Raw genomic sequence first — 20,049 nt, forward strand, 5'->3', positions numbered from 1 at the left:
TCTCATTCCTCCGTCGTTATCTTCACAAGGGGCGCATAGTTTGCCATGGTCTTCTTCACGCCCACCTTCTCGAAGCGGATCTCTACGATCTGGTCGCCTGCGGCGGGCTTGACCTTCAGCACCTCGCCCCGGCCAAAGACCTTGTGCTCCACGATGTCGCCCGGCTCGTAGTGCTTGGGGCCGGTGGAGGCGGGACGGGGCGCAGGAGCCGGGCTTACGCCGCCGCCTGCGGGCCGGACCGGCGCTTTGGGGGCCGTCGGGCGGCCATAGCCGCTGCCGAAGCCGGACGGGCCGGAGCTGCTGCCATAGCCCGACGCAGTACTGCCCCGGCCCGCATAGTCCGCGCCGAAGCCGCGGTTTCCGGACGAAGGGGCGTTATATTCTTTACTAAGGTAGCCGCCGCGGCCGGAGGCCGAACGCCCCCAGCCGGAGGGGCCGGAGTAGCCCGACGCGCCGCCCGGGACGGTGTCGCTGCCCCAGCTGCTGCCCCAGCCGCCCAGACGGGAGCGCTGCTCCAGCACCGGGCTGCGGGTCTCCTCGAGGTACTCCGGCTCGATCTCCCGGAGGAAGCGGCTCGGCTCGTTGCGCTGGGTGCGGCCATAGAGCATCCGGGTGAGGCTGTTGGAGATGTACAGCTCCTTCTTGGCGCGGGTGATGCCGACATAGGCCAAGCGGCGCTCCTCCTCGAGGTCGGCCTCGGAATACTTGCTCATTTCACTGGGGAAGACCCCCTCTTCCATGCCAATGAGGAATACATAGGGGAACTCGAGGCCCTTGGCGGAGTGGATGGTCATGAGCACCACCTGATCGGCGCTCTCGTTGTAGCTGTCGATGTCGCTGATGAGGGCGATGTCCTCCAAGTAGCCCTCCAGGGAGGCCTCCTCCCCGTGCTGGTCGCAGTAGCTCTTGACGTTGTTGACCAGCTGGCCGAGGTTCTGCAGGCGGTCGGCGGCGTCCTCATGGCCCTTGGCGGCGTCGGCCTCCAGCATGGCGCGGTAGCCCGTCAGCTCGATGACATCGGCGGCGAACTCGTCCAGCGTTTTCGTTTCCAGCGACTCCTGCAATTTCTGGCAGATGTCCCAGAACTTATACAGCGGCGCGATGGCGCGGCTGAGCTTGGCGTACTGGTCGGCCTGCGAGATGACGTCCAGCATACTCACGCCCTGCTGGGCCGCGAGGTCGGCGATGACCTCGACAGTCGTTGCGCCGATCTTACGCGCAGGCTCGTTGATGATGCGGCGGAGGCGGATGTCGTCCCGGGGGTTGGCCACGATGGACATATAGGAGTGGATGTCCTTGACCTCCTTGCGGTCGTTGAAGCGCTGGCCGCCCACGATCTTGTGGGGGATGCCGGCGCGGGTGAAATAGCTTTCGATGGGGGCCGACTGGGCGTTCATCCGGTAGAGAATGGCGTGGTCGGCCAGATGGCCGCCCGCCTTGAGATGCTGGCCGATGACGTCGGCGATGTGCATGGCCTCATCCTGCTCGTTCTCGGCGGTGTAGACCTGCACCTTGTCGCCCTCGCCGTTCTTGGTCCAGAGGGTCTTGCCCTTCCGCTCGGTGTTGTGCTGGATGACGCAGTTGGCGGCGTTCAGGATATTGGAGGTAGAGCGGTAGTTCTGCTCAAGGCGGATGGTCTTGGTGCCCTTATAGATGCGCTCAAAGTTGAGGATGTTTTCGATAGTCGCGCCCCGGAAGCGGTAGATGCTCTGGTCGTCGTCGCCCACGACGCAGATGTTCTTCTCCGGGCCGGTGAGGAGACTGACGAGGCGGAACTGGGCCACGCTGGTGTCCTGATACTCGTCCACCAGCAGGTATTTGTACTTGTTCTGGTAGAACTCACGGACGTCCTCGTGCTCCGACAGCAGGATGACCGTCTGGTAGATGAGGTCGTCGAAGTCGAAGGCACCAGCTTCTTTGAGCTTCCGCTCGTAGGCGGCGTAGACCTTGGCCGCGAGGGCGCCCTTGGTGTCCCGGGCGGGGGTGCGCAGGGCCTCTTCGGGGCTGATGAGCTGGTCTTTCCAGCGGCTCATCTGGTTGATGGCGCTCTTGATGGGGAAGAACTTGTCGTCCACGCTCAGCTCCTTGTACACCGTCTTCATGACCCGCTGGGCGTCGTCGGTGTCGTAGATGGTGAAGCTGCGGGGGTAGCCGATCTCCTCGGCCCAGCGGCGGAGGATGCGCACGCAGGCGGAGTGGAAGGTGGAGGCGAAGACCTCGTCCCCCTCTTCCCCGCCCAGCATCCGGCGCAGGCGCTCTTTCAGCTCTCCGGCAGCCTTGTTGGTGAAGGTGATGGCCATGACGTTCCAGCTGCGGACGGCGTTCTGGCGGAGCATCCCGTCCAGCCACGCCGGGGCGTCGGTGCCGGTCATGATGGCGGTGCGCAGGGCCTTCACGTCCTCCTCCGTGACCTCCCGGGGCGTCCATTTCGAGCCGTGGGCCGAGCCGAAGCGGATGAGATTGGCGATGCGGTTGACCAGCACAGTGGTCTTGCCGCTGCCTGCTCCCGCGAGGATGAGGAGCGGGCCGTCGGTGGTGAACACCGCCTGCCGCTGCATCTCGTTCAGCCGTCCGAACTGCTTTTCGATATAGGTATCACGCAAAGCGCAGAATTGTTGTGCGAGATCTGTTGCCATTGTTTCACCTGTTCTTTTCGTTCATTTCTGGATAAACCACTTGATTTATAGTATATCACATTTCGAAAAAGTTGTACATAATAAGAGGAAACTCGTCGGGGTGGAGGCCCTTCGTCAGAGCGATACTATCGCTGCGCCTGCGATTCCTCGTCAGCGGCCTTGCCCTCTCCGTCATTGCTTCGCAATGCCACCTCTCCCATAGGGAGAGGCACTGGCGTGCCGGTCAGGCCCACGCGGGACGAGCAAAGCTTGCACTCCCTGAAACAGTAGTGCCCTGCTACAGAGATTCACGACAGCTTGACAAGGTGCTCTTGTCCAGAAGCCGCTGCCCCCGTAAGCGAGGCCCGCCCTTTTGCGTCCTGTCGGGCCTTAGGCGTCCAGCGGAAAGTGGCCCGGCACGCCAGTGGCTCCCCCCCCTTGGGGGAGCTGGCGCGAAGCGCCTGAGAGGGCAAGGCCGCTGCGAAAGAGGTGGCACCGAAGGTGACTGAGAGGGCTAGGTTGCTGCGAGAGAGCCGCCGCGAAGCAGACGGAGAGGGCAAGCCCGTCTCCCCGAAGCCCCAAAACAAAAACCGCCCCATCGCGGAAAATGCCACGATGGAGCGGAGATATTCAGGAAATGCTTAGCCGAAGATGTTGATAAGGATACCAGCAGCGACGGCGGAGCCGATGACGCCGGCCACGTTGGGGCCCATGGCGTGCATCAGCAGGAAGTTGGAGGGGTTCTCGCTCTGGCCCACCTTCTGAGAGACGCGGGCAGCCATAGGCACAGCGGAAACGCCTGCGGAGCCGATCAGGGGGTTGACCTGACCGCCGGTGAGGATGTACATGACCTTGCCGCAGATGACACCGGCAGCGGTGCCGAAGGAGAAGGCGATGAGGCCCAGCACGATGATGAACAGGGTGCGGTTGTTCAGGAAGGTGTTGGCGGAGGTGGTGCAGCCGACGGACAGGGCAAGGAAGATGGTGATGATGTTCATCAGCTCATTGCCAGCGGTCTTCTGGATACGATCCACGACGCCGCACTCCTTCATCAGGTTGCCCAGCATCAGCATACCGACCAGAACGGCGGCATCGGGCACGATGAGGGAGACGATGATGGCGACCATGATGGGGAAGATGATCCTCTCGGTCTTGGTCACGGTGCGCAGCTGCTTCATCACGACGGTACGCTCCTTCTTGGAGGTCAGAGCCTTCATGATGGGGGGCTGGATGACGGGCACCAGAGCCATGTAGCTGTAGGCCGCGACGGCGATGGAGCCGAGCAGCTCAGGAGCCAGACGGGAGGTGACGAAGATAGCGGTGGGGCCGTCTGCGCCGCCGATGATGGAGATGGCGGCAGACTGCTTCTGGGTGAAGTCCACCAGACCGGTCGCGGCCAGCAGACGAGCGCCCATGTAGGTGCCGAAGATGCCGAACTGAGCGGCAGCGCCCAGCAGCAGGCTCTTGGGGTTGGAGATCAGGGGGGCGAAGTCGGTCATGGTGCCGATGCCGAGGAAGATCAGCGGCGGGTAGATGCCCAGCTTGACGCCCATGTAGAGCATATCGGCCAGACCGCCGTTGTTCAGGATCTCGATCCACATCGGGTGCTCGAGGCCGTCACCGACGAAATACTGCATATGGATGACGCCGCTGCCGGGGAGGTTGGCCAGAATCATGCCGAAGGCCATAGGCAGCAGGATCAGAGGCTCGAACTCCTTGACGATCGCAAGGTAGAGCAGGAAGCAGCCCACGCAGATCATCACGGCGTAGAGCATACCGCCCGGCTCACCGAACCGGGCAAAGCCGGAACTCTGGAAAATACCGACCAGAGTCTCAATAAACTGAGTCATGTTTTTCCTCCTGTGTTAAAAGGGCGCGGTAGTGTCGTTGACGCCAGCCTTGCCCCAGCCATTCTTGCCGCGGCGGACTGCCTTCAGCACGTACTTGCCGTTGCCCATAGAGTAGATGGCTGCCATGATGGCTGCCACAACGTCGCCGGGGATGCCTGCCTCCACCTGCGGGGCAGCAGCCTTTGCGGGTGCGGCAGCGGGCGCAGCGGCCTGTTTCACAGGAGCAGCCGGTTTTGCAGCAGACGCAGCCTTGGCGGCTGCCTTCTTGCTGTTCATGGCGTCAAAGATCTTGCCCTCCAGCGTGATGATGGCCATCAGCAGGACGAGGATCAGAAACACCAGCACAATACCGGTTATGGTAACGATCACATCATAACCTAAATCCATGGTCTTCCTCCTAGTTACTTTTTTCTTTGCCGACCGCCGGGCGGACAGCAAAAACCGATTTGAAAGTATTATACAATATTTTCCGGGTCGATTCAACAACTATGAACAAAAATCATGTTCTTCTTCACCAGACTGTGAACAAGCCCTCAGCGGCGGCCCATGCGGGGGGTGGCGTCGGTGAAGCCGGTCTCCAGCTTGTCGCCCATCCGCAGGCTCATGGCCGTGCCCAGCGCCACGCAGTTGACGGGGTCGGGCGAGACCGTCACCTCCACCTTCAGCTCCTGACTGAGGTACTCGGGCAGGCCGTGGAGCTGTGCGCCGCCGCCCGTGAGGACAACGCCGTTGCGGTAGATGTCACCGGCCAGCTCGGGGGGCGTCTTTTCCAGCACCTGATGGGCGGCGGTGCCGATCTGCTCGCTCAGGCGCATGACCGGCTCGTAGAGGTCGGCGGTGGAGACGTTGACCCGGACGGGCAGGCCGGTGAGCAGGCTGCGGCCCTTGATCTCCATCGTCTCGTTGAAGTCGGCCTTCTGGGGGCAGCAGGCCACGTTCTTTTTCAGGTTCTCGGCGGTGCGCTGGCCGATGGCGATGCTGAACTTGTTGCGCACGAACTTGAGGATCTCCTCGTCGTAGTGGTTGCCCGCGACGCGGACGCTGGTGGCCTTGACCTTGCCGCCGAGGCTCAGCACGGCGATGTCGGTGGTGCCGCCGCCGATGTCGATGATCATCCGGCCATCGGGGACGGTGATGTCGATGCCGGAGCCGAGGGCGGCGGCGATCGGCTCATCGATGAGGTAAACCTGACGGGCACCGGCGGCCATGACGGCCTCCACCACGGCGTCGCTCTCGATGCCGGTGATGGCGGCGGGCACGCAGACGGCCACCCGGGGCTTGACCATGTGGGAGCTGTAGACCTGATTGACGAAGCGGCAGATCAGCTCGCGGGTCATGGTGTGGTCGCTGATGACGCCGTCCTTCAGCGGGAAGATGGCGGAGATGTAGTTGGGCGTGCGGCCCACCATTGCGAGGGCCTTGTCTCCTGCCTCGAGCACGCAGTTCTTGCGGGTGTCCACCGCCACTACGCTGGGCTGGTTGAGGACGACGCCCTGCCCCTCCTGCGCGATGATGATGGTCGTCGTACCAAGATCGATACCGATGTCGTTCTGTGCCATAGTCGTGAATTCCTTTCTCTGCTGCCCCATTCTCTATTGCGATCGCCCATCTCCGGGCGAGGGTCATCAAAACACATTATAGTATAGCATATCTGAGGGGAAAAAGAAACCCTCTGCGGAGGCTTTGCCTAAGGCTCCCCCTTTGGGGGAGCTGGCATCGCAAAGCGATGACTGAGAGGGCAAGGATGCTCTGGGCGAGGCACTCGCTCTCGGAAAGCATCATATGACCGGAAGATTCTCCGGCGACAGAGCCTCCGCCAGCAGGGCCGCGAGGCCGCTGTAGCGGAGGTTCTGGCGGATGTTGGACATCATCCGGTTGACGACGTCCCGGCGGCCCACCACGATGCAGAGCTTCCGGCCCCGGGTGACGCCGGTGTAGAAGAGGTTGCGGTAGCACAGGCGGGGCGGCACCTGCGCCGCCGGGAGGATGACCGCCGGGAACTCGCTGCCCTGACTCTTGTGCACCGTGATGGCATAGGCGATCTCCAGCTCGTTGAGGTTCTCGGCGGGGTAGACCAGCCGCCGGTCGTCCATCCGCACCACCATCGAGCGGCTGCGGGGGTCGATGGACTCCACGATGCCGATGTCGCCGTTGTACGCCCCTACCCCCTGCTCTCCGCCGATGCGCTGCCATGTGATCTCGTAGTTGTTGCGCACCTGCATCACCTTGTCGCCCACCCGGAAGACCCGGGCCGCGCTCTGCAATTCCGGCCTGCCCTTCTGGGGCGGGTTGAGCAGGGCCTGCAGCTCCACGTTGAGGGCCTGCGTGCCGGTGGGGCCGAGCTTGGTGGGGCAGAGCACCTGAATGTCCTTCACCGGGTCGAACTGGTAGCTGCGGGGCAGGCGGGTGGTCACGAGGTCGCAGACGAGCTTTTGCGCCGCGTCGCCGTCCGACTCAAGGAAGAAGAAATCGTCCGTTTTGCCGCCCTTTTTCAGCGGTTCGCCCGAGATGATGTGGTGGGCGTTCTCCACGATGAGGCTCTGGGCCGCCTGCCGGAAGATCTCGTTGAGGCAGACCGTGGGCACCAGCCCCGAGCGGATGACCTCGCCGAGGATGTTGCCCGGGCCGACGCTGGGCAGCTGGTCGGCGTCGCCCACCATGATGATGCGGCAGCTGTACCGCAGGGCCGCGATGAGGGCCTGAAACAGCCTGACGTCCACCATGCTCATCTCGTCGAGGATGACCACATCGCATTTGAGGAGGTTCTTGTCGTTGTGGATGAAGCTGACCACGCCGCCGGTGTAGTCCACCTCCAGCAGACGGTGGATGGTGGAGGCCTTGCGGCCCGTCAGCTCGCTCAGGCGCTTGGCGGCCCGGCCCGTGGGGGCGCAGAGGGCCACCCGCTCGGCCTGATCTTCCAGAAGCTGCAGGATGGCGTTGACGGTGGTGGTCTTGCCGGTGCCGGGGCCGCCGGTGAGGACGAGGCAGTTTTCGGTCATGGCCTTCCGGATGGCCTCCCGCTGCAGGGGCGCGTAGGCGAAACCCTGCGCCAGCTCCAGGATCTGGATGTTTTTGTCGAGGCCGTGGGCCGTCTGCTTCCCCCGCTTCGTCAGCAGGGCCAGACGGTCGGCGATGTCCTGCTCGGCGGCCAGAAGGTCGGGCAGGTAGATATATTCCGTGCCGTCGAAGGTCTTTTCCGCCAGCGTCTCCGCCCCGAGGCAGCGGGCGAGGGCCTCGTCCAGCTTTTCGGGGGGCTGGTGGATGAAGTTCGAGGCTGTGGCCAGCAGCTGGGCGCGGGGCAGGCAGGTGTGGCCGTTGCCCGCGTTGTGGCGGAGGGTGCGCAGGAGGGCGGCTTCCAGCCGCTGGGCACAGTCCCCCGCCATCTGGTAATACTGGGCGATGCTGTCGGCGTGGCGGAAGTCCAGCTGAAGCGGCTCGCCGCAGAGCAGATAGGGGTTCTGCTGGATGGCCGTCATGGCCCCCGGGCCGAAGGTGCGGAAGACCTCCATCGCCCGGCGGGGGCTGATCTCGAACTGGGCCAGATAGGCGATCAGCTCCCGCATCCCGAACATCCGCTTGAACTCCTGCTGGATGCGGTCGGCCTTGTCCGCCGAGATGCCCGGGATGAGGGTGAGCTGGGCGGGGTCGTTGGCGATGACCTCCAGCGCCGCCGCGCCGAACTTGTCGATGATCTTGTCCGCCGTCCGTGCGCCGATGTAGGGCAGCGACCGGCTGGCGAGGAAGGCATAGACGGCCTCGAGGTCTTTGGGCATATCGGTCTCGCACTCCTGTGCGTGGAACTGCCGCCCGTAGGTGGCGTGGTTCTCGTACCGCCCCCGGCAGACGACGCTCTCCCCTGCATGAAGCTCCCCCACCACGCCGCAGACCACCGTTACCACACCGCCGCCCGATACCTCGAACACGGTGTAGCCGTTGTCCTCGTTCTGGTAGATGATGTCCTCCACCGTGCCTTCCAGCTGTTCCAGCTCCCGCTCCATCGTCCCGCCTCCTCGTTTTGACACAACTATATATAGTATAGCGGTTTTGGGGGGATTTGTAAATATGGGGGAGCTTTGAAGGTCAGGCTGGTCTTCATCGGGGAGCCTCTGGCGAAGAGGCGGGGCTTTGCGGTATGCCAAGGCCTCCCCTCGGTAGGGGAGGTGGCACGCCGCAGGCGTGACGGAGAGGTTCAGCTCCGCAGCGGCTCACGGTCAAGCTATCCTTCGTACAACCTCTCAGGCGCTTCGCGCCAGCTCCCCTTGTAGGGGAGCCTCTGGCGAAGAGGCGGGGCTTTGCGGTATGCCAAGGCCTCCCCTCGGTAGGGGAGGTGGCACGCCGCAGGCGTGACGGAGAGGTTCAGCTCCGCAGCGGCTCACGGTCAGGCTCTCCTTCGTACAACCTCTCAGTCACCTTCGGTGACAGCTCCCCTTGTAGGGGAGCCTCTGGCGAAGAGGGCAGGTTTCCGGGTAACGGCGAAGCTGCCCATGAGCGAAAGGCGCAAAAAAGCCCCCTTGGAGCTGCCGCTCCTTGGGGGCGTTTCGTTTGGTGAAGCTATCAGAAGTTCCGCTCCCCCTCAATCCTCCACCCGCGCTGCGGCAAGCTCCTTCGTCAGGCGCTTGCGGACGGCGAAGTAGGCCGGGATGAGGAAGAAGCAGGCGAAGAACCATGCCACGGGGTTGGCGATGCAGGCCGCGAAGTAGCCCCAGAGGGGCACGAACCAGCAGCCCACCATGACGCGGGCCACCATCTCGGCCACGCCTGCGAACATGGCAAGGCCCGAGTAGCCCAGACCCTGAATGGTGTAGCGGTAGATGATGAGGACGGCCAGCGGGATGTAAAAGAGGCTGTTCCAGAAGATGAAGCTCCGGGCGTTGGCCATGATCTCCACCTCGCTGCTCTCGAGGAAGAGGCTGATGAGGGGCACGTCCATCACCCGCAGGATGAGGAAGGAGGCCACGCTGTAGACGCAGCCGATGCCCAGCGCGGTGGTGACGCCCTTGTCCACACGCTTCAGGTCGTGGGCGCCCATGTTCTGGCTGGCGTAGGTGGTCATGGCGGTGCCGATGCTCTCCAGCGGCACCGAGAGGAACTGGGCCGCCTTGCCGCCTGCGGTCTGCGCGGCCACGATGCTGCTGCCCAGACCGTTCACCGCGCCCTGCAGCACGACGCTGCCGATGGCGGTGATGCTGCACTGCAGGCCCATGGGGATGCCCATGTTGCAGAGCTTGAGGCAGTGGCTGGCGCTCAGACGGCCCTCTTCCCCGCTCCACTTCAGCTCCGGGTAGTGGCGGACGATGTAGACGAGGCTGCCGATGCCCGCCACCGCCTGACTGAACACGGTGGCGAAGGCCGCGCCGAAGGCCCCCATCCGGAAGATGAGGATGCAGAGCAGGTCGAGGCCGATGTTCAGCACGCTGGCCACCAGGAGGAAGTACAGCGGCCGCTTGCTGTCGCCCAGCGCACGCATGAGGGCGCTGGTGACGTTGTACAGCAGGGTGAAGGGGATGCCCCAGAAGATGGTGCGGATGTAGATGTCCGCGATGTCGATGATGTTGTCGGGGGTATTGGTCCAGACCAGCACCGCCCGGGTCAGGGCCACCGTCACCACCGTGAGCACAGCAGCGAAAAAGAGGCTCAGCCAGACGGTGTTGGCGGTGTAGCGCCGCATCTCGCGGTAGTCCTTCGCGCCGAAGGTCCACGAGATGGGGATGGAGAAGCCGCAGGCGATGCCGTTGACGAAGCCCAGCACCAGATAGTTCAGGCCGCCCACGCTGCCCACCGCCGCCAGCGCATCCACGCCCACGAAGCGGCCCACGATGATGGTGTCGGCCAGATTGTAGAACTGCTGGAACAGGCTGCCCAGCATCAGCGGCACCGCAAAGGCAAGGATGAGCCTGAGCGGACTGCCCTGTGTCATGTCTTTTGTCATACAAAGCCCCTCCCCGGGCGGTCACTTAACATTTCTTTGCCGGATTTTTGCCGACAAAAACGCCCTGCCGGACGAGGGGCAGGACGTTTTGCGTTTCATGAGTGGTATTATACTCAGCTCATCGTGATTTTGCAAGGGGTTTTGGGCAGATTTCTTCGTACAACATTGCTATTTTCTATCGGCGGTTTTTGGTGATTGTGCGCAGTGGAGCGGCAAGACCCTCCTGCCGCGCTCCCTCATTACGCACGCTCTCAGCCTTCATAATCGTACATCCATGCAGAATCGTACTCCCCTGCGGAGTCATAATATAAGTCATAATATGCGGACTCATGAAAGGGATCCCACGGACCATAGTCATGGAGCGTTACCCATTTGTTTGGTTTCCAGTTTGGTTTCCAGTTTGGCTGCTGGACGCTCTCTTGGCCCGACAGCCATATCCACTTACCCTGACTGTCCTTTACCCATCCTCTTACTTCCGGCTGCTGAGCGCTTGTTTCCGGCTGCTGAGCGCTTGTTTCCGGCTGCGGGGCCGTGGTGAGGCTGTCCGGCGAGAGAGTCGTCAGCCCGCTGAGGTCACCGACGGAGGGGGCCGGGGCGTCCTTCCTGCTGTCCTGCTTCCCGCCCGCGAGCTTTACGATGTTACCGGTAAATGTCTTCCACACCGTCTGGTCGGAGGCGGGCTGCTTCGGCCGCTGGGCCGTGGTAAGGCTGTCCGGCGAGAGAGTCGTCAGCCCGCTGAGGTCACCGACGGCACCCGTTCCCGGCTGAGTCAGCCCGGGCAGTCCGCTCAGGGAGCCGCCTTCCCGACCGGAGAGGACCGTTCCCCATTGCTCTTTCTCCTGCTTACGGCGGGCGATCGCCTCCTCCACCCGGGCGGTCTCCTGCGCTTTCTGCTCCTCATCGCCAACGCGGTACACGAGGATCAGTTCCCTGCCGCTTTGGCGCAGGGCGGTCTCATCCGAGAATGTTTTTCGATCATATCCCGTCTGCCCCACAACATAGAACCGATAACGCCCTTCATGAGACAGTTCGAGTTCGAATGCACCATTCATGCCGACCAGATCTTTGATCCGGGCCAGCGGAATGACTGCCTCCATCTCCTGCCCTTCCCCATCAAGGAATCGGACGCGGAGTTCATCGACCTCCTTTGCAAGCTCCCGCAGCGAGTCGCCTGTCATCCGAAAGAGTGTGCCGTGGGCATCGAAGCGCAGGACCTTGTTGACCGGGTCATACTCTGCCGTGGTCACATCTGCAAGCTCCTGTGTGCCATCCGGATGGGTGATCACGCCCATGGCCTCGTACATCTGCTTCACACGGCCCGGCACCTCGCCAGCCTGCGTGTCCGGAGCGTCGTCCTCGTCGTCGTTGTTCTCGGTATCATCGGGCTGTTCCGGCTTATCCGGCTTGTCCGGCTTGTCCGGCTTGTCCGGCTTGTCCGGCTGCTCCGGCTGGGAGGGCGTCCGCCGGTCGTAGCTGTAGTCCTCCTTCTTGTTCCCGTCGGGGTCGTAGCGAGTCAGACTGCCGTTGTGGCCGCTGGAGAGGGCGTCATTGGAGATCTCGCCGACATCTCCGCCGCCGATGGCCGCAGTTTTGCCGCCGGTGCTTGCGCCCGCCTTGGCCTCCACCTCGGCGTCGCCGGAGATGATGATGTGATTGGGGTTGTCGGGGTTGCTGGGCGGCGCATCCGGGTCTATCTCGCGGCCTTCCGTGCCTGCGCCGTCGCCGATGCCAGCCGCGCCGGAGCGGGAGGGATGCAGATTTTCATTCGCATCGCCGCCCGTGGCCGACACCTTGCCGCCGGAAATTTCGATGTCGCGGCCCTGGCCGTACACACCGCCGCCGATACCGGCAGCGCCCTCGCCGCCCACGGCCTCTATCGTGCCGCCGGTGATCTTGATGTTGCTGCCGGTGCTCTCCATTCCGCCGCCGATGCCTGCGCCGCCGTTGTCGCCGCCCTCGGCGGTGAGGGAGCCGTCCTTGCCCTTGTCGTCCTTGATGGTCAGGGTGCCCTCTGGCTCGTGGCCGTCCTTCTCGAGGCCCGCATTGTAGCCGCCGCTCTTCAGCTCGTTTTTGCCGTCCAGCTCGATGGTCGCATCGCCATTGCCCTCGACCCGGACAGCAGCTTCGCCCTTATCGCTGGCGTCGATCTTCAGGTCGTCGAAGGTGACGTCCACGTCGCCCTCGGAGGTGTCGATGGTGACGGTGTTCTCCTTCGACTCGCCGGTGATGACGGTGTCGGTGTCCTCCACATCCTTTTCGCCCTGTGTGACCCTGTTCGTGCCTTCCGTGCTGCCCGCTTTCACGGTGATGTTGCCGTCGGCGATGTCCCACTGGGCCGCGTAGGCCGGGATGCCGGAGCTTACCACGATGCCTGCGATGACGGCGGCGGCTACGCCCCGCCGGAGTGCACTTTTCAGTCTCATAGTACGTCTCCTTTCGTTCTGTGTATCATGCAATGCCGTCGCTGCGGCTCAGGCGCTCCGTGCGAGGGGAGTAGACCGGAACGAGCAGTGGCTTCTTATCCTCCTCGGGAGCGATGGCCTCAAATTGGGAAGCCAGCTGTTTCAGGGACTCGTCAAGCCCGATCCTCGGCGTTTCCTCTCTCGCAGGCTCGAGCCACCAATCCAAACTCGGGTGGTCGGCCCTTTTTTTCGCGAGTTGGAAGTCCATCTCCCGCTTTTGTTTCAGTAATTCGTCGAGTTCACGTCTGAGTTCTTCACTCGTTTTTCGCTCTACCTCTTCGTGTTCGTGGGTCAATATCAGCCACTCCTCCACCTCTGGTATCCACAACTCCCGAAAGCGCTCCGACAGGTCATCCCGCGTTTCGCCGTCCAGCCGGAGGCTGATGTCCTCCCTGTTCTGCTTCAGCTCCACGTCAGCGTCCTCGCCCGCCGCGTCGGCCATCTTGTCCACGCTATAGTGGGTCATGGTGTCCTGATACCGGAAGAAGATGTCCTCCACGCCGTCCTCCCGGAGGCTGGGGATGTCGGTGGTGACGGTGGAGCGGGGGGCGGCGCTCTCAATAAGCACCGCACCCCCCGGGGCGAGGACCTCTCCGGTGTCGGAGGCCTTTACGCCGCCGACCATGGGGCCGATGCCGCTTTCCGTGACCCCCGAAAGGTCCAGCCGCTGGATGGTGACCCGGCTGGAAAAGAAGCCCTTGACCACCATGCCGCCGGGCAGGGGTTCGGGGGCATTCTCCTGTGCCGGGGGCTGGACGTCATCATCGTCGTCGTCGTCGTCCTCGTCCGGCTGGGGCGTGGGGGTGGAGGTGTAGTCGTAGCCCATCCCCTCCATCACGGTGCCGTCGGGGCCGTAGCGGGTCAAGCGTCCTCCCGTTACCTTGTGGTCGGCGTCAGAAAGGGACTCCGTGGGCACTTCGCCGTACGTTCCGCCGATGGCCGGGGCCTTGGCGTCCGTCATCTGACTCCCCGCCTTGGCCGTCACCTCGGCGTCGCCGCAGATGTAGAGTTTTCCCGGGTTCGGGTCGTCGGTGTCGTCCGACGCGCGGCCTGCTCCGTCGCCGATGCCTGCCGCGCTGCTCCCGCCCACGGCCTCGATGGTGCCGCCCCGGATGGTGATGCTGCTGCCGGTACTCTCCTTTCCGCCGCCGATGCCTGCGCCGCCGCCGTCGCCGCCCTCGGCGGTGAGGGAGCCGTCCTTGCCCTTGTCGTCCTTGATGGTCAGGGTGCCCTCCGACTCGTGTTCGTTCTTCTCGAGGCCCGCATTGTAGCTGCCGCTCTTCAGCTCGTTTTTGCCGTCCAGCTCGATGGTCGCATCGTGGTCGCCCTGCACGGTGACGGCGGCATTGCTCTCCCGGACAGGGCTGTCATCGCTGCCATTCCCCTCCTTCTTGCCGCTGACGTCGATCTTCAGGTCGTCGAAGGTGACGTCCACGTTGCCCTCGGAGGTGTCGATGGTGACGGTGTGCTCCTCCGACTTGCCGGTGATGACGGTGTCGCCCTCATCTTTTACGAAGTCGTTATCGCCCTGCTTGACGTTGTTCGGCCCCTCGGCGTCGCCCGCCTTCACGGTGATGTCGCCGTCGGCGATGTCCCATGTTCCCGCATAGGCCGGGATGCCGGAGCTTACCACGATGCCCGCGATGACGGCGGCGGCTACGCCCCGCCGGAGTGCGCTTTTCAGTCTCATAGTATGTCCTCCTCTGGTCTGTTTGTCGTTCGAGAACCGGTCTTTCTTGATGCAAATTTACCAAAAAATCAAGAGGATGTCAATAAAACCTGCGCGAATTGGGGTGTTTTCGGCGTGAGTGGCACAAAAGGGGCTAAACCTCTCCGTCACGCCTACGGCGTGCCACCTCCCCTATCGAGGGGAGGCTTTGGCATTCCGGAAGGTTTCGCCTTTACCCGGAGACCTGTCCTCTTCGCCAGAGGCTCCCCTACTAGGGGAGCTGTCACCGAAGGTGACTGAGAGGTTGGACGGAGGAGAGCCTGACCATGCGCCGCATACGCAAAAAAGCCCTCCCGAGCGGGGAGGGCCATAGCCTATCTTATTCGGAGTAATGCGCCAAAAACTGCTTCGTGCGCTCCTCCTGCGGGTGGTCGATGAGTTGGCGGGCCGGGCCTTCCTCCACCACGACGCCGCCGTCCATGAACATGATGCGGTCGGCCACGTCCCGGGCAAAGTGCATCTCGTGGGTGACGATGATCATGGTGGTCTTGCGGTCGGCGAGGTCGCGCAGGACGCGGAGGACCTCGCCGGTCAGCTCGGGGTCGAGGGCGCTGGTCGGCTCATCGAAGCAGAGGATGTCCGGGTGGAGGGCCAGCGCACGGGCGATGGCCACCCGCTGCTGCTGGCCGCCGGAGAGCTGATGGGGGTAGTGGCCCGCCCGCTCCGACAGGCCCATCTGGGCCAGCAAATCGCGGGCCTGCGCCTCGAGGCGGGCGTGGACGGCCTTTTTGTCGGCCTTGTAGCCGGGCTGCTCCCGGGCCAGAAGCTCCCCCGCCAGCATCACGTTTTCCAGCGCGGTGTACTGGGGAAAGAGGTTAAAGTTCTGGAACACGAGGCCGAAGTGGAGGCGCTTTTTCCGCACCTCGCTCTCCCGCTGGGTGGCGGGGTCGGCGGCGTCCCACATGGTCTCGCCGTTCACCCGGATGACGCCGGTATCGGGCCGCTCAAGGAAGTTGAGACAGCGCAGAAGGGTCGTCTTGCCCGAGCCGGAGGAGCCGATGATGGCCAGCGCCTCGCCCTGCTCGAGGGTGAGGGAGATGTCTTTCAGCACCTTCGTCTCCCCAAAGTTTTTCCCGATGCCGGAGGCTTCGAGTAATGCCATAGTTCCTATCCTCCTTAGCAGCGGAAATAGTCCATCTTCTTCTCGGCCCAGTCCAGCAGCAGCGTCAGCGCGCCGACAAAGACGAGGAAGAAGATTGCGGTCGAGAACAGCGGCCAGATGAGGCCCTTGGCGCTGTATTCCTTCGCCATCATGATGATCTCCTTGTTGGCGATGACATTGGCCAGCGAGGTGTCCTTCACCAGCGTGATGACCTCGTTGCCCATGGGGGGCAGGATGCGTTTGACCACCTGCAAGAGGGTGACTTTAAAGAAGATCTGGCTCTTGGTCATGCCCAGCACCTGCCCGGCCTCGGTCTGGCCCTTGGGCACAGCCTCGATGCCGCCGCGGTAGATCTCGGAGAAGTAGCAGGCGTAGTTGATGGCGAAAGCCACCACAGCGGCCACCAGACGGCCCGAAGCGCCGGAGGGCCAGGGGTTCGTCATGCCCAGCAGGCCCGGGCCGAGGTAGATGACGATGATCTGGAGCATCAGCGGGGTGCCCCGGATGACCCACACGAAGGTCTTGACGACGCCCCGCAGCGGTGCGCACCGGCTCATGGAGCCAAAGGCCACCACAAGGCCCAGCGGCAGCGAGAAGAGCAGCGTCAGGAAAAACAGCTCACAGTTGAGCGCGAATGCGCCGGTCAGACGCTCGAGAATCACAGTCACAGGATCACTACACCTATCTTATTATAATAATGTATCTCAGTCGGCGAGGGTCAGGCCGTACTTGTCGGCCAGCGCCTGCATGGTGCCGTCGGCCTTCAGCTCGTCGAAGGCGGTGTTGACGGCGTCGGGGACGTCGCTGCCCTTGCGGAAGGCCACGCCGTACTCCTCCACATTCAGCTCGTCCACCATCTTGAGGTCGGCGTAGTCGGTGCCCTCGCCGATCATGGCAGAGGCCAGCGTCAGGTCAAGGATGGCGGCGTCCGCAGTCCCGGCGGCCACCTCCATCAGGCAGTCGGTCTGGACAGACTTTGCGATGTAGTCGGCCTGCGAGAGGTCGGCATTCTCGGTGATGGTGGTCTCGCCTGCCGAACCGGCCTCGGCCACCACGGTCTTGCCGATGAGGTCGGCGGTGGAGGTGTAGTCGGTGCCCTCCTTCACCACGACCACCTGCGCGTTCTTGACGTAGGGCTTGGTGCAGGCCATGTTCTCCTCCCGGTCATCGGTGAGGGTCAGGCCGTTCCAGATGCAGTCGATGCTCTTGGCGGCCAGCTCGGTCTCCTTGGTGTCCCAGTTGATCTCCACGAACTCCGGCTCGACGCCCAGCTTTTCGCAGACGGCGGTGGCCAGCTCGGTGTCGAAGCCGGTGAAGCTGCCGTCGGCGTCGGTGTAGTTCATCGGCTCGTAGACGGTGTAGCCGACGACCATCTTGCCGTTGGACTGGATGTAGGCGAGGTCGCTGTCGGCGACGGCAGAGCTTGCCGGGGCGGCAGAGGCCGAGGCGGCGGCAGAAGAAGCAGCCGTGGAGGTGGATGCGGCACCGCCGCAGGCGGCAAGGCTCAGCGCCATCGCACCGGCCAGAAAAGCAGAGACCAGACGTTTCATATGCAAAGTTCCTCCCTCAGGGGTCAGCAGGCGCGGCCTTCGTTTTACCGCTTTACCGTGCTAAACCGTTAAACTGTGACTATAGAATAGCGCGTTTTGCCCCGTTTGGCAAGAGGGAAAGCGATTTTTTTGCGTTTTGACGGTTTCCGCCTGTATTCGAGGGAGGGACATAGGAAAATTGAACAAAGCCGTGCCTTTCCGGCACGGCTGCGGCTCACGGGCAGGCTGTCCTTCGTACAACCTCTCAGTCACCTTCGGTGACAGCTCCCCTAGTAGGGGAGCCTCTGGCGAAGAGGTGAAGCTTTGCGGTATGCCAAGGCCTCCCCTCGATAGGGGAGGTGGCATCGCGCAAGCGATGACGGAGAGGTTATCCCCTCAGCCCTCCACTCAGGCCAACACAAGCACCACCAAGCAGTAGTCTCTCTCCTCCTGTGTCAAGTCTGCGGGGTCTTGATGGTGGCGTTCGTTTCCAGTGCGAGGTAATAGCGGTGGCCGTCGCTCTTCTTGTCCGTCATTGTAAAGGCTATGGCGCACATAGGCTGCTGCGGGCCGGAGTATTCCCCATAAGAATCATACCTTATCCCCCTGCATTGCTTCATACTCTCCGCCTGCGCCAGCGCGCTCTGACCCGGCTTCACTTCTCCATACCAAAGCCAAACGCTGCCTGTAATCACATAGTCCTTCAATTCCTCTTCAATGATGTTCTGTGCCTCATCGGTCAGCAGATTTTCACCAGCCAGCCAGTCCGGCTGGAACTGCTGTGCGATGCCCTCGAGCTTTTTGTCCAGCGTCTCGTCCTTCTGATAGTCACCCCTTTGTTTCATTAGGGAGCGGAAGCACTCTTCCACCTGCTTGGCTTTGGAGCTGCTGTCCGAGCACCCCGTCATCAGGGCCAGCGCCATCACGCCCGCGAGGGCAAGGGCTAAAAGTTTCGTTCGCTTCATGGTCGTTTCCTCCATTCGTGCGGTGTGTTTCGGTAATTCTATTATAACTTGCCCCGCCGCCTCCCGCAAGTGCGATTCACGCAGGTTTCAGGCCCTTTCGCGCAGGTTTGGGGGTGAAAAGGCTCCCAGAGGCTCACGGGCAGGCGGAATGTGTTCGTTTCTGTTTCTTTTCGTCGAAAAGTATGCTATACTGGTCTTGCGGCCTTGCCCGCCGACATTGTTCGGAAGGGAGGTGTTGCCTGATGGTATACGTTTATACGTTTGTGCTGTCTGTCGCAGCGAATGTAGCATCTTACTACATCTGCAAGTGGCTTGACGGATGGCTGAAGGGCCGCAAGCACTAAAAAAGGACCCCCTTTCGGAGATAGCAGCTCCGAGAGGGGGTCTTTTCTTTTGGTGTTGCCCGATGGGTAATTTATACGTTTGCTATCTTTATTATACGCCCTTCCCTGCAAAAGTCAAGCAGTGCGCGGAAAGTTTACAGACTGAGAGGGCTACTCTGTCACAGCCCCGCATTCTCAAACGCATCCCCCACGGCCTTCTGCAAGGCGCCGATGGAGATGGTGCAGAGGGCCGCGAGGTCGGGGTCGGAGCCGTCGGCGGGGATGGACGCCGCCTCGGCCTCGGTCTTGCCCTTGAGGTAGCTGCAATAGCCCGCGCTGTGCTCGTACCACTCTTTGCCGAGGGCAGAGGCGCCCCGCATCCCGTAGCCGTCGCCCAGCTCCAGCTTGGTGCGGATGGCCTCCGGCGCGGTGATGCCGCCGTCGGCGGCCACGGTGAGGGCAGGCTCGGCCATGTCGCCGATGGCGCTGGTGATGCGGCCGTCGGCGTCCAGTGTCAGGGCCGCGAAGGTCAGCTCTACCTCGGCGTTCAGGTCCTTATCGTCGGTGGCGGTGACGTCCGAGGAGGCGTTCTCCGCCACCACGCCGAGGCTCACCCGGTCGCCCTTGGCCCCGCCGAGGGGGGCGGCGCTGGCGCAGGCCTTCGCCACGGCGTCCCGGTACTTGTCCACCCGGATGGTGCAGCCGGAGAGCAGGTCGGGGTCGGCGGCCCTGCCGTCCTTGTCCGTTTCCAGCCGGGCGGCCTGCTGGGGTGTCAGGCCGGTGAGGTAGTCGGCGAAGGCGTCGGCCTGCTCGGCCCAGCCCTTTTTCAGGGAGGACGCCGCCGCCAGCGGGTAGTCGTCCCCTTTCTGGCGCTTGGTGCGGTAGTCGGTGGGCATGGTGACGGCCCCCTTGCCGTCGGCGGACAGCTCCACCTCCAGCTCGTCCAGCATCACGTCGGCCACCTTCCCCTCCCCGTCCAGCAGGACGGCGGCGGCGATGGTGTGGATGGTGCCGGTGCGGCCCTCGTCCGAGGTCTCGGTGAGGACGCCGAGGCCGGTCTGCCAGCCGGAGGTCTGGGTGGTGACGGCGCTGCCGGTGGAGCCGGACGAGCCGCTCATGCTCCCCGGGCGGCTGCCCCCGCGGCAGCCAGCCAGCAGCACAGCCGCCGCAGCGGCCCAGCTCAGGAGGGCTTGTTGTCTGTGTGTCATACGCGATACGCTCCCTTTCATCTCTTTGGGAGCAGTATGCCCCGCCCTGCGGGGGTTCATACACGGGAGGCCCGCCTTTGTCCAGCTTCTCCGTCATGGCTGCGGCGGGGATAACCTCTCCGTCATCGCTTGCGCGATGCCACAGCCCGGGTTGCGGCTCCCAGCGTCTGCTGCGCTGTCGCTTGCATCCTGCTGGCCGCTGCCCCAACAGCTCCTCCCTGTTTCCGCCGCTGGCGGCGGTCGTCGCCGTTGCTCCTATCGAGGGGAGGCCTTGGCATACCGGAAAGTTTCGCCTTTACACGGAAACCTGCCCTCTTCGCCAGAGGCTCCCCTACTA

Annotated in this window: 13 protein-coding genes; all 13 read right to left on the reverse strand. The window is 63.2% G+C overall.

Translation table 11 applies throughout. From position 1 onward, the window contains the following. Nucleotides 1-2 precede the first annotated feature (2 nt). The 13 genes from MTP38_RS07370 to MTP38_RS07430 all read right to left on the reverse strand — a co-directional run bounded on the left by MTP38_RS07370 (nt 3) and on the right by MTP38_RS07430 (nt 19,712). On the reverse strand, nt 3-2,636 hold the full coding sequence (locus MTP38_RS07370; RefSeq protein WP_249233134.1) for an ATP-dependent helicase: 2,634 nt from the start codon (nt 2,634-2,636) through the stop codon (nt 3-5). Between the two features lie 620 nt (nt 2,637-3,256). After that, nucleotides 3,257-4,465 (reverse strand): sodium ion-translocating decarboxylase subunit beta, encoded by a 1,209-nt coding sequence (locus tag MTP38_RS07375; RefSeq protein ID WP_249233135.1) that lies wholly within the window; start codon nt 4,463-4,465, stop codon nt 3,257-3,259. Between the two features lie 15 nt (nt 4,466-4,480). After that, entirely contained in the window at nt 4,481-4,852 is a 372-nt protein-coding gene (locus tag MTP38_RS07380) for an OadG family transporter subunit (RefSeq protein ID WP_227620753.1), read from the reverse strand. A 146-nt stretch (nt 4,853-4,998) separates the two neighbouring features. Beyond that, entirely contained in the window at nt 4,999-6,024 is a 1,026-nt protein-coding gene (locus MTP38_RS07385; protein ID WP_227620752.1) for a rod shape-determining protein, read from the reverse strand. Nucleotides 6,025-6,243: 219 nt separating this feature from the next. Continuing rightward, nucleotides 6,244-8,463, reverse strand: a complete 2,220-nt coding sequence (gene recD2 / locus MTP38_RS07390; RefSeq protein ID WP_249233136.1) for an SF1B family DNA helicase RecD2 — start codon at nt 8,461-8,463, stop codon at nt 6,244-6,246. A gap of 575 nt (nt 8,464-9,038) precedes the next feature. Beyond that, complete coding sequence (locus MTP38_RS07395; RefSeq protein WP_227620750.1) at nt 9,039-10,394, reverse strand: MATE family efflux transporter; 1,356 nt, start codon at nt 10,392-10,394, stop codon at nt 9,039-9,041. 251 nt (nt 10,395-10,645) lie between these two features. After that, the gene (locus MTP38_RS07400) at nt 10,646-12,817 is read right to left on the reverse strand and encodes a hypothetical protein (RefSeq protein ID WP_249233137.1); all 2,172 of its coding nucleotides are present in this window, start codon (nt 12,815-12,817) and stop codon (nt 10,646-10,648) included. Between the two features lie 25 nt (nt 12,818-12,842). Further along, nucleotides 12,843-14,546 carry a hypothetical protein gene (locus MTP38_RS07405; protein WP_249233138.1) on the reverse strand — a complete coding sequence of 568 codons (1,704 nt, stop codon included), beginning with the start codon at nt 14,544-14,546 and terminating at the stop codon, nt 12,843-12,845. A gap of 358 nt (nt 14,547-14,904) precedes the next feature. Further along, nucleotides 14,905-15,687, reverse strand: a complete 783-nt coding sequence (locus MTP38_RS07410) for an amino acid ABC transporter ATP-binding protein (protein WP_249233139.1) — start codon at nt 15,685-15,687, stop codon at nt 14,905-14,907. Nucleotides 15,688-15,701: 14 nt separating this feature from the next. Continuing rightward, nucleotides 15,702-16,349 (reverse strand): amino acid ABC transporter permease, encoded by a 648-nt coding sequence (locus MTP38_RS07415; protein WP_249234672.1) that lies wholly within the window; start codon nt 16,347-16,349, stop codon nt 15,702-15,704. Nucleotides 16,350-16,391: 42 nt separating this feature from the next. Then, nucleotides 16,392-17,237, reverse strand: coding sequence for an amino acid ABC transporter substrate-binding protein (locus MTP38_RS07420; protein ID WP_249233140.1), 846 nt, complete (start codon nt 17,235-17,237; stop codon nt 16,392-16,394). A gap of 434 nt (nt 17,238-17,671) precedes the next feature. Beyond that, nucleotides 17,672-18,181 (reverse strand): hypothetical protein, encoded by a 510-nt coding sequence (locus tag MTP38_RS07425; RefSeq protein ID WP_249233141.1) that lies wholly within the window; start codon nt 18,179-18,181, stop codon nt 17,672-17,674. A 502-nt stretch (nt 18,182-18,683) separates the two neighbouring features. Next, the gene (locus MTP38_RS07430; RefSeq protein ID WP_249233142.1) at nt 18,684-19,712 is read right to left on the reverse strand and encodes a hypothetical protein; all 1,029 of its coding nucleotides are present in this window, start codon (nt 19,710-19,712) and stop codon (nt 18,684-18,686) included. Between the last annotated feature and the right edge of the window lie 337 nt (nt 19,713-20,049).

Source organism: Faecalibacterium sp. I3-3-89, assembly GCF_023347275.1.
Lineage (GTDB): Bacteria > Bacillota > Clostridia > Oscillospirales > Ruminococcaceae > Faecalibacterium > Faecalibacterium butyricigenerans.

Bases quoted from the DNA above. Each gene is read 5' to 3' on its own strand.
- MTP38_RS07430 (WP_249233142.1), bottom strand. From the start codon at position 19,712: ATGACACACAGACAACAAGCCCTCCTGAGCTGGGCCGCTGCGGCGGCT.
- MTP38_RS07410 (WP_249233139.1), bottom strand. From the start codon at position 15,687: ATGGCATTACTCGAAGCCTCCGGCATCGGGAAAAACTTTGGGGAGACG.
- recD2 (WP_249233136.1), bottom strand. From the start codon at position 8,463: ATGGAGCGGGAGCTGGAACAGCTGGAAGGCACGGTGGAGGACATCATC.
- MTP38_RS07400 (WP_249233137.1), bottom strand. From the start codon at position 12,817: ATGAGACTGAAAAGTGCACTCCGGCGGGGCGTAGCCGCCGCCGTCATC.
- MTP38_RS07385 (WP_227620752.1), bottom strand. From the start codon at position 6,024: ATGGCACAGAACGACATCGGTATCGATCTTGGTACGACGACCATCATC.
- MTP38_RS07375 (WP_249233135.1), bottom strand. From the start codon at position 4,465: ATGACTCAGTTTATTGAGACTCTGGTCGGTATTTTCCAGAGTTCCGGC.
- MTP38_RS07420 (WP_249233140.1), bottom strand. From the start codon at position 17,237: ATGAAACGTCTGGTCTCTGCTTTTCTGGCCGGTGCGATGGCGCTGAGC.
- MTP38_RS07380 (WP_227620753.1), bottom strand. From the start codon at position 4,852: ATGGATTTAGGTTATGATGTGATCGTTACCATAACCGGTATTGTGCTG.
- MTP38_RS07405 (WP_249233138.1), bottom strand. From the start codon at position 14,546: ATGAGACTGAAAAGCGCACTCCGGCGGGGCGTAGCCGCCGCCGTCATC.
- MTP38_RS07370 (WP_249233134.1), bottom strand. From the start codon at position 2,636: ATGGCAACAGATCTCGCACAACAATTCTGCGCTTTGCGTGATACCTAT.
- MTP38_RS07395 (WP_227620750.1), bottom strand. From the start codon at position 10,394: ATGACAAAAGACATGACACAGGGCAGTCCGCTCAGGCTCATCCTTGCC.
- MTP38_RS07425 (WP_249233141.1), bottom strand. From the start codon at position 18,181: ATGAAGCGAACGAAACTTTTAGCCCTTGCCCTCGCGGGCGTGATGGCG.